The 13,432-nt window shown below is 71.4% G+C and carries 12 protein-coding genes; 11 read left to right on the top strand and 1 reads right to left on the bottom strand.

The features are described from left to right. Positions 1–364 precede the first annotated feature (364 nt). The 11 genes from ACFVYS_RS29945 to ACFVYS_RS29895 all read left to right on the top strand — a co-directional run bounded on the left by ACFVYS_RS29945 (position 365) and on the right by ACFVYS_RS29895 (position 12,105). Positions 365–964, top strand: a complete 600-nt coding sequence (locus ACFVYS_RS29945) for a TIGR03086 family metal-binding protein (RefSeq protein ID WP_389507049.1) — start codon at positions 365–367, stop codon at positions 962–964. 104 nt (positions 965–1,068) lie between these two features. Next, positions 1,069–1,830 carry an MBL fold metallo-hydrolase gene (locus ACFVYS_RS29940; protein ID WP_389507047.1) on the top strand — a complete coding sequence of 254 codons (762 nt, stop codon included), beginning with the start codon at positions 1,069–1,071 and terminating at the stop codon, positions 1,828–1,830. Between the two features lie 177 nt (positions 1,831–2,007). After that, entirely contained in the window at positions 2,008–2,688 is a 681-nt protein-coding gene (locus ACFVYS_RS29935) for a GntR family transcriptional regulator (RefSeq protein WP_028806956.1), read from the top strand. Further along, entirely contained in the window at positions 2,685–3,596 is a 912-nt protein-coding gene (locus ACFVYS_RS29930) for a dihydrodipicolinate synthase family protein (protein WP_314222430.1), read from the top strand. Before ACFVYS_RS29935 ends, ACFVYS_RS29930 begins: the two co-directional genes overlap by 4 nt. Further along, entirely contained in the window at positions 3,593–5,338 is a 1,746-nt protein-coding gene (gene araD / locus ACFVYS_RS29925) for an L-arabinonate dehydratase (protein WP_389507044.1), read from the top strand. The genes ACFVYS_RS29930 and araD overlap by 4 nt, the downstream gene beginning before the upstream one ends. Before the next feature lie 118 nt (positions 5,339–5,456). Further along, entirely contained in the window at positions 5,457–6,392 is a 936-nt protein-coding gene (locus ACFVYS_RS29920; protein WP_389507042.1) for a carbohydrate ABC transporter permease, read from the top strand. Further along, positions 6,389–7,288 (top strand): carbohydrate ABC transporter permease, encoded by a 900-nt coding sequence (locus tag ACFVYS_RS29915; RefSeq protein ID WP_389507040.1) that lies wholly within the window; start codon positions 6,389–6,391, stop codon positions 7,286–7,288. The genes ACFVYS_RS29920 and ACFVYS_RS29915 overlap by 4 nt, the downstream gene beginning before the upstream one ends. Beyond that, a complete protein-coding gene (locus ACFVYS_RS29910; protein ID WP_389507039.1) occupies positions 7,285–8,571 on the top strand; it encodes a polysaccharide lyase family 1 protein in 1,287 nt (428 codons plus the stop codon). The genes ACFVYS_RS29915 and ACFVYS_RS29910 overlap by 4 nt, the downstream gene beginning before the upstream one ends. Next, the gene (locus tag ACFVYS_RS29905; protein WP_389507037.1) at positions 8,568–9,746 is read left to right on the top strand and encodes a Gfo/Idh/MocA family protein; all 1,179 of its coding nucleotides are present in this window, start codon (positions 8,568–8,570) and stop codon (positions 9,744–9,746) included. Before ACFVYS_RS29910 ends, ACFVYS_RS29905 begins: the two co-directional genes overlap by 4 nt. Next, positions 9,746–10,600, top strand: a complete 855-nt coding sequence (locus tag ACFVYS_RS29900) for a PmoA family protein (RefSeq protein WP_389507036.1) — start codon at positions 9,746–9,748, stop codon at positions 10,598–10,600. Before ACFVYS_RS29905 ends, ACFVYS_RS29900 begins: the two co-directional genes overlap by 1 nt. Then, a complete protein-coding gene (locus ACFVYS_RS29895; protein ID WP_389507035.1) occupies positions 10,597–12,105 on the top strand; it encodes a family 43 glycosylhydrolase in 1,509 nt (502 codons plus the stop codon). Before ACFVYS_RS29900 ends, ACFVYS_RS29895 begins: the two co-directional genes overlap by 4 nt. Here the strand turns inward: ACFVYS_RS29895 and ACFVYS_RS29890 are convergent. Further along, complete coding sequence (locus tag ACFVYS_RS29890) at positions 12,092–13,366, bottom strand: RNA-guided endonuclease InsQ/TnpB family protein (protein ID WP_389507033.1); 1,275 nt, start codon at positions 13,364–13,366, stop codon at positions 12,092–12,094. The genes ACFVYS_RS29895 and ACFVYS_RS29890 overlap by 14 nt on opposite strands. Between the last annotated feature and the right edge of the window lie 66 nt (positions 13,367–13,432).

Below are 13,432 nucleotides of genomic sequence, written 5' to 3'. Positions count from 1 at the left end.
CCCGGGGCGCCTAGGGCACCGGTCCCGGCGCCGGACCGACGAACCACGTCACCGGCGCCCACGGAACGCCGCGTCGGCCGCCGGAGTTCGCCGCGGACCGAATCGCCCGCGTCGGCCTCCCGCGCGGGCCTCCCGTGCCGCCCGCGCGCGCGTGTCGCGGACCGAACCGCCCGTGCCGGCCGCCCGTGTGCCTGCCTCCCGCGCCGTCCGCCCGTGTCGGCCTCCCGCGCCGTCCGCCCGTGTCGCCCGCCCGCGCGTGCCGTGGACCGAATCGCCCGCGCCGGCCGCCCGCCCGCGCCTGTCGCGGTCGGAATCGCCGGGCGGGACACCGATGAGTTCGCGCGCCGGCGTCGGTCCACCCCGTATGACCGACACGACAGCCGTACCCACACTCGACCTCGGCCCGCAGACCCTGATCGTGGCGCGCCTCGCGGAGGGCGTCCGCGACGAGCAGCTCGCGGACGGGACGCCCTGCCCGGGCTGCGCGGTCCGTAACATGCTCGGCCACCTCACCGGCCTCGCCGTCGCCTTCCGGGACGCCGCCCGCAAGGATCTGGGCCCCACGACCGACACCCCTCCGGACGCCGCCGCGCCGGAGATCGGCCCCGGCTGGCGCGAGGAACTCGCCAAGTCCCTCGACGAGCTCGCCGACGCCTGGCGCGACCCGGCCGCCTGGACCGGCATGACCCGCGCGGGCGGCGTGGACCTGCCCGGCGAGGTCGCGGGCGCCGTCGTCGCCGACGAACTGGTGATCCACGGCTGGGACCTGGCCCGGGCCACCGGCCGGCAGTACACGCCCGACCCGGCCGCGCTGACGGCGGCGCACAGGTTCCTCGCCGCCGCCGCGGCCCAGGGTGAGCCCGGGAGCGGTGTGTTCGGCCCCGTGGTCCCCGTCCCGGACGACGCCCCGCTGCTCGACCGGGCGGTCGGACTGAGCGGGCGTGACCCGGGGTGGACGCGCTGAAGCCCCGTCGGCCCGGCGAACCGGGTGCGGACGGCACCCGGCGGTCGCCGTAGACAAACGGAATCACAGCGCGTCCCGCGGGCCCGAAACGTACGCTCCCCACCATGCCCCTGAGCCTCACCGTCCTCGGTACCGCCTCTCCGCACCCGGGGCCGGGCCGCCCCTGCTCCGGCTACCTGCTGCGCGGCGCGGGAGCGGAGGTGTGGGTGGACGCGGGCCCCGGGACGTTCGCGGAGTTGCAGCGGCACACGGATCCCGACCGGCTCACGGCGATCTGGATCTCACACCTGCACGCCGACCACAGCGCCGACCTCCTCGCCGCCGCCTACGCCCTCGCCTACGGTGGGATGACCCCGCCGGCCCCGATCCCGGTCTACGCGCCGCTCGACTGCGCCCGGCGTCTGGCGGGCTTCTTCGGCCGGCCGGACGTGCGCTTCCTGAGCGGGGTCTTCGACTTCAGGGCGCTGTTCGACGGGCACACCGTGCGGCACTGGAACCTGCGCCTCAGCTCGCGCGCGGTAGCGCACGACACCGAGGCGTACGGGCTGCGGGCGGAGTGCCAGGGGAGCGTCCTGGCGTACTCGGGCGACACCGGGCCGTGCGAGGCCCTCACCGAACTCGCCTCCGGCGCCGACCTGTTCCTGTGCGAGGCGGACATCGACAGTCATCGCGAAGGCGAACACGAGCCGCAGGTCCATCTCACGCCCGAGGAGGCCGGTGAGGCCGCCCGCAGGGCCGGGGTGCGCGAGCTGTACATCACCCATGTCGGGCCCACGCTGACCCGGGAGGCGGCGACCGCGCGGGCCGCCGTCGCCTTCAAGGGCCCCACCCGGACCGCTCGCGAGGGCGAGACCCTGCCCTTCTGACCCCCTGCGGGCACTCGAGCCCCGGCAGCCTCACCTCGGCAACCTCAACTTCCTTTGTCAGAAGCATTGACGAAACACAGGGGCCCTCCTACCTTCAACGCGTCGTACTTCGTACGTCATATATGAGACGCGATACGCCAGATCCGAGATCAGATACGCGACATCCGAGAGGCGCGCATGACCTCTGTGCCCACGCCGATCCCGTCCCGCACGCAGTACGTGCTGGAGGAGATCAAACGCCGCATCCTCACAGGCCGGCTGACGCCCGGCCAGGCTCTGGTCGAGACCGAGCTCGCCGCGCAGTTCGGGGTCTCCAAGACCCCGGTGCGCGAGGCGCTCAAGACCCTGGCCGGCACCGGACTGGTCGTCATGAGCCAGTACAAGGGCGTCACGGTGCGCATGGTGGACGCGGACATGGCGCGCGAGGTCTACGACGTACGCCTGCTCCTCGAACCCGAGGCGCTCCGGCGGGCCGTACGGCGAGGCGCTTCCCTCGACGCCGCACGCCAGGCGCTGACCAGGGCCGACGAGGCGACCGACACCGCCGAACGGTCGCTGGCCAACCGTGAGTTCCACCGTGCCCTGTACCTGCCGTGCGGCAACCCGCTGCTCGGCCGGATGCTCGACGAGGTGCGTGACCAGGCCGCCCTGGTCTCGGCCGTCGCCTGGGCCGCCTCGCCCTCCTGGGAACGGGAGGCGGGCGAGCACCGCGAGATCCTGCGGCTCGCCCTGGACGGCGACTCCGACGGAGCGGCCCGCGCCCTGCACGCCCACATCGCGTCGTTCGTGCACCGGGCGTTCCCCGAGACCGCCCAGGAGGCCCATGAGGGACCCCGGGCAGAGAAAGGTCAGGAATGAGCAGCGTGGCGTTCGAGACCCAGCGTGCGGCCCTGGCCGACGTGGTGGCCATCCCGGTGACCCCGTTCGCCGAGGACGGCTCCGTCGACGGCGAAGCCCACCGGGCCCTGCTGCGCCGGCTGCTCGACGGCGGGATCACCACCCTCACCCCGAACGGCAACACCGGCGAGTTCTACGCCCTGACGCCCGAGGAGCGCCGCCTGGTCACGGAGGTGACCGTCGAGGTGGCGGGCGGACGGGCGGCGATCCTGGTCGGCGTCGGACACGACGTACCGACCGCCGTCGCCTCCGCCCGGCACGCCCGTGAGCTGGGCGCGCAGATGGTGATGGTCCATCAGCCCGTCCACCCGTACGTGTCGCAGAGCGGCTGGGTCGACTACCACCGGGAGATCGCGGCGGCGGTGCCCGAGCTGGGCGTCGTCCCGTACATCCGCAACGCCCAGCTGCGCGGCGAACGGCTCGCCGAGCTCGCCGACGCCTGTCCCAACGTCATCGGCGTCAAGTACGCCGTCCCGGACGCCTCGCGCTTCGCCGCGTTCGCGCGGGACGCGGGCCTGGAGCGCTTCGTCTGGGTGGCCGGCCTCGCCGAGCCGTACGCCCCCTCCTACTTCTCCGCGGGCGCCACGGGCTTCACCTCCGGGCTGGTGAACGTCGCCCCGGCCGTTTCGCTGAACATGATCGAAGCGCTTCGATCAGGGGACTACCCGGCCGCGATGAAGGTGTGGGAACAGATCAGGCGCTTCGAGGAGCTCCGCGCCGCCAACGGTTCCGCCAACAACGTCACCGTCGTCAAGGAAGCCCTGTCGTCCCTCGGCCTCTGCCGCCGTGAGGTCCGCCCGCCGAGCCGGCCGCTGCCCGAGGACGAGCGTGCCGAGGTCGCCGCCATAGCAGCGGGATGGTCCATATGAAGCGCTTCGACGATCAAGCCCGCAAGCGCCCGGAGGACCTCAGAAGCCACCAGTGGTACGGCGCCGAGGGCCTGCGCTCCTTCAGTCACCGCGCCCGCACCCGCCAGCTCGGTTACCTCCCCGAGGAGCACCTCGGCAAGCCGGTCGTCGCGATCCTCAACACCTGGTCGGACATCAACCCCTGTCATGTCCACCTGCGCGACCGCGCGCAGGCCGTGAAGCGGGGTGTGTGGCAGGCGGGCGGCTTCCCGCTGGAGTTCCCGGTCTCCACGCTCAGCGAGACCTTCCAGAAGCCGACCCCGATGCTCTACCGCAACCTGCTCGCGATGGAGACCGAGGAGTTGCTGCGCTCCTATCCCGTGGACGGCGCCGTGCTGATGGGCGGCTGCGACAAGACGACACCCGCGCTGCTCATGGGCGCGGCCAGCGTCGACCTGCCGACGGTCTTCGTCCCGGCCGGGCCCATGCTGCCGGGCCACTGGCGCAACGAGGTCCTCGGCTCGGGCACCGACATGTGGAAGTACTGGGACGACAAGCGGGCCGGCCTGATCGGCGACTGTGAGCTGGCCGAGCTGGAGAGCGGCCTCGCGCGCTCGCCGGGCCACTGCATGACGATGGGTACGGCGTCCACGCTGACGGCCGCCGCGGAGGCGCTGGGTGTGACGGTTCCGGGCGCGTCGAGCATCCCGGCCGTGGACTCCGGGCACGACCGGATGGCGGCCGCCGCGGGCCTGCGCATCGTCGAACTGGTCCACCGGGACCGCCGGCTGAGCGAGATCCTCACCGCCGACGCGTTCGAGGACGCGGTGACGACCGTCCTCGGCCTCGGCGGTTCGACGAACGCCGTGATCCACCTCATCGCCATGGCGGGCCGCGCGGGCGTCAAGCTCACCCTCGACGACTTCGACCGGATCGCCCGGACCGTCCCCGTGCTCGCCAACGTGCGGCCCGGCGGCCAGAAGTACCTCATGGAGGACTTCCACTTCGCGGGCGGACTCCCCGGCTTCCTCTCCCGGATCCCGGACCTGCTCCACCTGGAACGCCCGACCGTCTCCCACGACACGATGCGTGAGCAGCTCGCCGGCGCCCAGGTGCACGACGAGGACGTCATCCGTCCCCGGAGCAACCCGGTCGCGAGCGAGGGCGGGGTCGCCGTCCTGCGCGGCAACCTCTGCCCGGACGGCGCCGTCATCAAGCACATCTCCGCCGAGCCCCACCTGCTCCGGCACACCGGCCCCGCGGTCGTCTTCGACGACTACCGGACCATGCAGCGCACCATCAACGACCCGGAGCTGGGGATCACCGCCGACACCGTCCTGGTGCTGCGCGGTTCCGGCCCCAAGGGCGGGCCGGGCATGCCCGAGTACGGGATGCTGCCCATCCCCGACCATCTGCTCAAGCAGGGGGTGCGGGACATGGTGCGGATCTCCGACGCCCGGATGAGCGGGACGAGCTACGGCGCGTGCGTCCTGCACGTGGCCCCCGAGTCGTATGTCGGGGGGCCGCTCGCCCTGGTCCGCACGGGCGACTCGATCACCCTCGACGTCGAGGCCCGCTCCCTCCGGCTCGACGTGGACGACGAGGAGCTGGAGCGGCGTCGGGCGGAGTGGACACCGCCGCCCGCCCGGTACGAGCGCGGCTACGGCGCGCTCTACAACGAGCAGATCACCCAGGCCGACACCGGCTGTGACTTCGAGTTCCTGGCCCGTCCGGGCAAGGTCGCGGACCCGTACGCGGGCTGACCGCGACAGCACGACCGGGCCGACCCCTGTGCAGAGAGAAAGCGCTTAACCCGCACGAAAGCACGATGCACACGAACGCACGACGCACCGAGAGACGTACCGAGAACGGAGAACAGTCATGGCCCAAGCCGCAGCCGTGGCGAAGCCGCCCGCGCCACCCCGGCGGCGCCGTGCCTCCGCCACGCCCCGCAGACTGCCGTACCTGCTGATCGCGCCGGCGGCCCTGCTGATGCTGGGCTTCATCGCCTACCCGGTCATCAGCGTCTTCTACTACAGCCTGCAGAACTACAACCCCACCAAACCGTGGCGCAACGGCTACGCGGGCTTCGACAACTTCGCCCACGCCTTCACCGACGACCCGCAGTTCTGGGACACGCTGACCTTCAGCGCCCAGTGGGTCTTCGTCGAGGTCGGACTCCAGCTGCTGTTCGGCCTGGCGCTCGCGCTGATCGTCAACCAGACCTTCGTGGGGCGCTCGCTCGGCCGGGCGCTGGTCTTCTCCCCGTGGGCCGTCTCCGGAGTGCTGACCTCCGCGATCTGGGTGCTGCTCTACAACTCCCAGACCGGCATCTCCCGTTACCTCGCGGACATGGGGATCGGCGAGTACGGCACCAGCTGGCTGTCGGACACCTCCACCGTCTTCCCGGCGGCGATCATCGCCGACCTGTGGCGCGGTGTCCCCTTCTTCGCGATCCTCATCCTCGCCGACCTCCAGTCCGTCTCCAAGGACCTGTACGAGGCCGCCGAGGTCGACGGCGCGAGCCGGATCAAGCAGTTCTGGCACATCACCCTGCCCCACCTGAAGGACGCCATCGTCCTGTCCACGCTGCTGCGCGCGGTGTGGGAGTTCAACAACGTCGACCTGCTCTACACGCTCACCGGCGGCGGCCCGGCGGGGGAGACCACCACCCTCCCGCTCTACATCGCCAACACCAGCGTCGACGCACACAACTTCGGCTACGCGTCCGCCCTCACCACGGTCGCGTTCGTGATCCTGCTCTTCTGCTCGATGGTCTATCTGCGGCTGAGCAAGTTCGGAGGAGGCGACAAGTGATCACCAAGGAGGCCACCGAGGTCAGACCCGTCCCCGTACGCGTGACCGACGCGCCCGACCGGCGCCCGTCCCGGCACAAGCGTGCCTGGGACGAGGCCCCCCGCTGGCAGATCTACCTCCCCCTGTCGATCTACCTGGTCTTCACGCTCGTCCCCTTCTACTGGATCCTCCTCTTCGCGCTGCGCCCGGCCGGCTCGACCTCGCTGGTGCCCTGGCCGATGACCTTCGAGCACTTCGAGAAGGTCTGGAACGAGCGGGACTTCGCCGTCTACTTCCAGAACAGCGTGCTCACCGGCGTGGCGACCCTGCTGCTCACCACCGGCGTCGCCCTGGCCGGCGGCTACGCCCTCGCCCGCTTCGACTTCAAGATCAAACGCGGGTTCATGCTCGCCCTGCTGTGCACCCAGTTCGTGCCGGGCGCGCTGCTCCTCGTACCGCTCTTCCAGATCTTCGCCGAGCTCAAGATGATCAACTCGCTCGGCAGTGTCATCATCGCCGAGACGGTCTTCCAGCTGCCCCTGTCGATGATCCTGATCAGCGGCTTCATCCGGAACGTGCCGTACTCTCTGGAGGAGGCCGCCTGGGTCGACGGGTGCAACCGGCTCACCGCCTTCCGGATCGTCGTCCTTCCCCTGCTGCGGCCCGGGCTGATCGCCGTCGGTTCCTTCGCCTTCGTGCACGCCTGGAACCACTTCCTGTTCGCCCTGATGTTCCTGTCCGACCAGACCAAGCAGACGATCCCCGTCGGCCTCAACACCCTGATGAGCGCGGACAGCGTCGACCTGGGCGCGCTGGCCGCGGGCGGCATCATCGCCGCCGTCCCGGTGGTGCTCGTCTTCGCCTTCATCCAGAAGTGGCTGATCACCGGCTTCAGCGCGGGGGCGGTGAAAGGATGAGGCTCCGTCAGGTCACCGTGGTGGCGGCCGCGTTGGGGCTGCTCTGCGTGCCCGCGCAGGCCGAGGCCCGGGACATCTCCCGGGACACCCTGGCCGCCGACGACGGCTGGGCGGCGTACGGCACCGGCACCACCGGAGGCGCGGCCGCCGACGACGCGCACGTGTACACGGTCACCGACCGCGCCGGGCTCGTCCGCGCCCTCGACGGCGGCAGCGACACCCCGAAGATCATCAAGATCGCCGGGACGATCGACGCCAACACCGACGACGACGGCGACCACCTGGACTGCGCCGACTACGCCACCGACGGCTACCGCTTGAAGAAGTACCTGGCCGCCTACGACCCGCGCACCTGGGGTTCGGCCAAGCCGAGTGGCCCCCAGGAGGAGGCCCGCCAGGCGTCGGCGGCCGCGCAGGCCGAGCGGATCGTGCTTCCCGTCGGCTCCAACACCACGATCGTCGGCCTCGACAAGGCCGTCCTGAAGGGCGCGAGCCTTCAGGTCAGGAACGCGGACAACGTCATCCTCCGCAACCTCGACCTGCGCGACGCCTACGACTGCTTCCCGGTCTGGCAGCCCAACACCGGCGGCCTCGGCGACTGGAAGACGGCGTACGACACCATCTGGCTGAACGGCGCGACCCATGTCTGGGTCGACCACGTCACCGCCTCCGACCAGGGCCACCCCGACTCCGCCGAGCCCACCTACTTCGCCCGCAACTACCTGCGCCACGACGGACTGCTGGACATCACCAACGGCTCCGACCTGGTCACCGTCTCCTGGAGCCGGTTCGCGGGACACGACAAGGCGATGCTCGTCGGCAGCGGCGACACGGCCACCGGCGACCGCGGAAAGCTCCGCGTCACGCTGCACCACAACCAGTTCGAGTCCGTCGTCCAGCGCGCACCGCGCGTCCGCTTCGGGCAGGTGCACCTCTACGACAACCGGTACGTCGTCCCCGAGGGCGCCGAGTACCGCTACTCCCTCGGCGCGTCGACCGAGTCGGCGCTCTACGCCGAGAACAACGCCTTCCACACCCCCGGCCACGTCGAGGTCGCCGACCTGGTCAAGAGCTGGAACGGCACCGCCCTGCACCAGAGCGGCACCCTCTTCAACGGCCGGCCCGTCGACCTCCTCGCGATCTACAACGCCTACAACAGCGGCAGCGAGCGCGACCTCACGGCGGACGTCGGCTGGACGCCTACCCTGCACACAAAGATCGACAGCGCCGCGGTGGCCGACCGCGAGGTGGCACGCGGCGCGGGCGCAGGGAGGATCCCATGAGCACCGCCGCACCGATGAGCAGCCCGGTCCCGATCGTTCTCGCGGGCGCGCGCGGCCACGGCCGCTGGCACCTGGACAACATCCGCCGGCTCCAGGACAAGGGCATCGTCCGCCTGGCGGGCGTCTGCGAGCTGACCCCGCTGACCGCGGCGGAGATCCCCGAAGGGCTCGGTACGCCCGAGCAGTCTGCCGACTTCGGCGCGCTGCTGGACACGACCGGCGCCCGGATCGCCGTCATCTGCACCCCGATCCCCACCCACACCGACCTGGCCCTGATCGCGGCGCGCAAGGGGGTGCACCTGCTCCTGGAGAAGCCGCCCGCGCCCTCCTACGCCGAGTTCCGGCGGATGGCGGACGGGGTCGCCGAGGCGGGCGTGGTCTGCCAGATCGGCTTCCAGTCGCTGGGCTCGCACGCCGTGCCCGCGATCCGCGCCATGATCGAGGACGGGGTGGTCGGCGAGGTCGCCGGGGTCGGCGGCGCCGGGGCATGGGCCCGGCCGGAGGCGTACTTCCGGCGGGCGCCCTGGGCGGGCAGGCGACGGCTGAACGGCGTCGAGGTGATCGACGGGGCGCTCACCAACCCGCTCGCGCACGCCGTCGCCACCGCCCTCGCGCTGGCCGGCGCCACCCGCGCCACCGACGTCACCGGCATCGAGACCGAGCTGGCGCACGCCAACGCCATCGAGTCCGACGACACCTCCTGCGTCCGCGTCACCACGGCCGACGGCCGCGAGATCGTCGTCGCGGCCACGCTGTGCGCCGAGGACCCCGACGACCCGTACATCATCGTGCACGGCGGCCGCGGCCGGATCACGTACTGGTACAAGCAGGACCGAGTCCTGCTCCAGCGGGCCGGCCACGGCCCCGAGGAGTTCGAGTACGGCCGCACCGACCTGCTGGAGAACCTCGTCGAACACCTCACCGACGGGACGGAACTGCTGGTCCCGCCCGCCGTGACCGAGTCGTTCATGCGGGTCGTCGAGGCGATCCGGGTCGCCCCCGACCCGGTGCGGGTGCCCGACGACGCCTGGCGCCTGCTGCCCGACGAGGAGCGGCGGGTCGTCCCCGGCATCGACGGCCTCGTCGCGGCCGCCGCCGACACCCTCGCCCTCTACTCCGAACTGGGCGCCCCCTGGGCGTTCACGACCGCGCACCCGAAAGAGGTGAGCCCCTGATGACCGCAACCGCACCCGGCGCACCGGTCGTCCTGCGTGTCGCCGGCCGCCCGGTCGCCCGCTACGTGACCCGGCCCGAGCTGCCCGCCCGGCTCTCCCCGCGGCCCTATCTGCACCCCGTCACCACCCTGGCCGGCACGGCGGTCACCGAACTGAGCCCGGCCGACCACGCACACCACCTCGGCGTCGGTGTAGCCGTACCCGACGTCGAGGGGCACAACTTCTGGGGCGGACGCACCTACGTCCGCGACCGGGGCCCGACCGAGCTCGACAACCACGGTGCCCAGCGGCACGGTTCCTTCCAGCTCCGCGACCCGGACGGCTTCGTGGAGGAGCTGCGCTGGGTCGCCTCGGGAACCGAGCTGCTGCGCGAGCGCCGTACCGTCGCGGCCACCGAACTCACCGACACCGCCTGGGCGCTGGACTTCACCTTCTCGCTGACCAACGTCACCTCAGGACCGCTGTCCCTCGGCAGCCCGGCGACGAACGGGCGCCCCGGAGCGGCCTACGGCGGCTTCTTCTGGCGGGCCCGCAAGGAGGACGCGGCCCCCGAGGTCTTCACCGCCGGCACGGAGGGCGAGGCGTCCGTCCACGGCACCCGCGCCGACTGGCTCGCCCTGGCCGGCGCCCACTGGACCCTGGTCTTCGCCGGGGCCACCGCCGCTACCCGCCGCGACCCCTGGTTCGTCCGCACCGCCGAGTACCCGGGCGTCGGCTCCTCGCTGGCCTCCGCGGAGAGGCTGCGGGTCCCGCCCGGCGAGACGGCCGTACGCCGGATCGTCACCGTCGTCGCCGACGGCCGTCTGGACCGGCACGAGGCGGCGGCACTGGTGCGGAAGGCGGTCAACCAGTGACGCACGAGACGTACACCAACCCCGTACTGAACGCCGACTGGTCCGACCCGGACGTCGTGCGGGTCGGCGACGACTTCTACCTCACCGCCTCCAGCTTCGGCCGCGCCCCCGGCCTGCCCCTGCTGCACTCGCGCGATCTGGTCCACTGGACGCTGATCGGCCATGCCCTCGAACGCCTCGAACCGGCGGCCGAGTTCAGTTCTCCGCGGCACGACCGCGGAGTGTGGGCACCGTCCCTGAGGCACCACGACGACCGCTTCTGGATCTTCTGGGGCGACCCCGACCAGGGCATCTTCCAGATCAACGCCCCGCAGATCAGGGGGCCTTGGTCCCGCCCGCACCTGGTGAAGGAGGGCAAGGGCCTCATCGACCCCTGTCCCCTCTGGGACGAGGAGACGGGCGAGGCCTATCTGGTCCACGCCTGGGCCAAGTCCCGTGCGGGCGTCAAGAACCGGCTCACCGGCCACCGGATGCACCCGGAGGGGACGGCCGTCCTCGACGAGGGCAAGGTGATCGTCGACGGGGACCGGATCCCCGGCTGGTTCACCCTCGAAGGGCCGAAGCTCTACCGGCACGACGGCTGGTTCTGGATCTTCGCGCCCGCCGGGGGAGTGGAGACCGGCTGGCAGGGCGCCTTCCGGGCCCGGGACTTCTTCGGCCCGTACGAGGAGCGGATCGTCCTGGAGCAGAAGGACACCCAGGTCAACGGTCCCCACCAGGGCGGCTGGGTACGCACCCGGTCCGGCGAGGACTGGTTCCTGCACTTCCAGCAGCGCGGCGCGTACGGCCGGGTCGTCCACCTCCAGCCGCTGCGCTGGGGCACGGACAACTGGCCCGTCATCGGCGACGAGGGTGCACCCGTGCTCGAGCACCGGCGGCCCGACCTGCCCGCGGGACCGCCCGCCGCACCCGCCACCGACGACGACTTCCCCGGCGGACGCTTCGGCCGCCAGTGGTCGTGGACGGCCAATCCGCAGGACGGTCTCGCCACCCAGCACTCCGCCGACGGGCTGCGTCTGACCTGCGTGCGGACCGCCGACGCGCATGATCTGCGGACCCTGCCGAGCATCCTCACGCAACGGCTGCCCGGCCTTCCGTCCGCCGTGGAGGTGGAGCTGGAGCTGCACAGCGAGGAGCCGGGTGCCCGCGCCGGGCTCGCGGTCCTCGGGGACGCCTTCGGCTGGATAGGGCTCCAGCGGGGCACCGACGGGGCCGTCCACCTCGTGCACCGGTTCGCCGAACCGGTCGCCGAGCGGGAACGGGACGCGGCCCACCCGCGGCTCGCCCCCCGGGGACGGGCGCGCCTGCGGATCGAGGTCGGCACCGGGGCACGTTGCCGTTTCGCGTACGACATCGGTGACGGCCTGCGCTGGTCGGGTCCCGTGTTCGCCGCCACGCCCTGGCGCTGGGTCGGTGCCCTGCTCGGTCTCTTCGCCCTCGCGCCCCCCGGAACCGGGGAGGCCGGAGCGGCCTCCTTCACGGAGTTCCGGATCAGACCGCTCTGACCCCTTCCCCCGTACGCCTGTCGGGAGCCGCATTGGCTTCCTCCCCTGCCTGACGGCGGGGGATTCCAGCGGTCGCCCGCTGGGTTTCCTGCTTCACCGACGACCGCCCCGTCCGGGAGGACTCCCGTTGAGGTCTTACACCGTCTCCACAGGCAGACGTCGCCAGCCCGGCGGCCAGGATGTTGCGTGCCGCGTTCGCGTCGCGGTCGTGCACGACACCGCAGTTGTCGCACGTCCACTCGCGGACGCTCAGCGGCAGCTTCTCGCGGACCGTGCCGCAGTTTCCGCACAGCTTGCTACTGGGGAAGAAGCGGTCGATCACGACGAGTTCGCGCCCGTACCAGGCGCACTTGTATTCCAGCATCGTGCGGAGTTCCGTCCAGGACGCCTCGGAGATGGCGCGCGCGAGCCTGCCGTTCTTGAGCAGGTTACGGACGGTGAGGTCTTCGATCACGACCGTTTGGTTCTCACGGACGAGCCGAGTGGTGAGCTTGTGCAGGAAGTCTCTGCGGCGGTCGGTGATCCGCGCGTGCACACGGGCCACCTTTTGGCGTGCCTTCTCCCGATTCTTCGAGCCCTTGACCTTGCGGGACAGCTCCCGTTGCGCGCGGGCCAGTCGAGTGCGGTCCTGACGCTCGTGCTTCGGGTTGGCGATTTTCTCCCCGGTGGACAGGGTCACCAGGGAGGTGATCCCGGCGTCCAGGCCCACCACCGCGTTGGTGGCGGGGGCTGGAGCAATGACGTCCTCAACGAGCAGCGAGGCGAACCAGCGGCCCGCGCTGTCCCGGGACACCGTCACCGTGGACGGCTCCGCGCCCTCTGGGAGCGGACGCGACCAGCGGATGTCGAGGGCCTCCGCCATCTTCGCCAGCGTCAGCTTCCCGTCACGCCACTTGAACGCGCTGCGGGTGTACTCGGCCGACGCACGGGACTTCTTCCGCGACTTGAAACGCGGGTACTTCGCCCGCCTGGCAAAGAAGCTCCCGAACGCCGTCTGAAGATGGCGCAGCGCTTGCTGGAGAGGGACGGAGGAGACCTCGGTGAGAAAGGCGAGTTCCTCAGTCCTCTTCCACTCCGTCAGCGCTGCGGACGACTCCACATAGGAAATCCGGCGTTGCTCGCTGTACCAGGCGCGAGTGCGCTCCTCCAGTGCTCTGTTGTACACAAACCGGACGCAGCCGAACGTGCGCGACAGCTCCGCTGCCTGCTCGGCCGTGGGGTAAAAGCGGTACCTGAAAGCCCGCTTGACCTGCTGCGTCATACCTCACATCTATCAGTTCCCGTGTGAGGGGCTGCCGTGTGGTGATGGGCGGGCGCCGCGTCGCCC

It is taken from the genome of Streptomyces sp. NPDC058295, from assembly GCF_042880655.1.
GTDB lineage: Bacteria > Actinomycetota > Actinomycetes > Streptomycetales > Streptomycetaceae > Streptomyces > Streptomyces coriariae.
Note: the sequence above shows the minus strand (reverse complement) of the source record. Positions and strands in the feature narration are given on the sequence as shown.

Coding starts and splice junctions, on each gene's coding strand:
- ACFVYS_RS29945 (WP_389507049.1), top strand. CDS start 365: ATGACCGACACGACAGCCGTACCCACACTCGACCTCGGCCCGCAGACC.
- ACFVYS_RS29940 (WP_389507047.1), top strand. CDS start 1,069: ATGCCCCTGAGCCTCACCGTCCTCGGTACCGCCTCTCCGCACCCGGGG.
- ACFVYS_RS29935 (WP_028806956.1), top strand. CDS start 2,008: ATGACCTCTGTGCCCACGCCGATCCCGTCCCGCACGCAGTACGTGCTG.
- ACFVYS_RS29930 (WP_314222430.1), top strand. CDS start 2,685: ATGAGCAGCGTGGCGTTCGAGACCCAGCGTGCGGCCCTGGCCGACGTG.
- araD (WP_389507044.1), top strand. CDS start 3,593: ATGAAGCGCTTCGACGATCAAGCCCGCAAGCGCCCGGAGGACCTCAGA.
- ACFVYS_RS29920 (WP_389507042.1), top strand. CDS start 5,457: ATGGCCCAAGCCGCAGCCGTGGCGAAGCCGCCCGCGCCACCCCGGCGG.
- ACFVYS_RS29910 (WP_389507039.1), top strand. CDS start 7,285: ATGAGGCTCCGTCAGGTCACCGTGGTGGCGGCCGCGTTGGGGCTGCTC.
- ACFVYS_RS29905 (WP_389507037.1), top strand. CDS start 8,568: ATGAGCACCGCCGCACCGATGAGCAGCCCGGTCCCGATCGTTCTCGCG.
- ACFVYS_RS29900 (WP_389507036.1), top strand. CDS start 9,746: ATGACCGCAACCGCACCCGGCGCACCGGTCGTCCTGCGTGTCGCCGGC.
- ACFVYS_RS29890 (WP_389507033.1), bottom strand. CDS start 13,366: ATGACGCAGCAGGTCAAGCGGGCTTTCAGGTACCGCTTTTACCCCACG.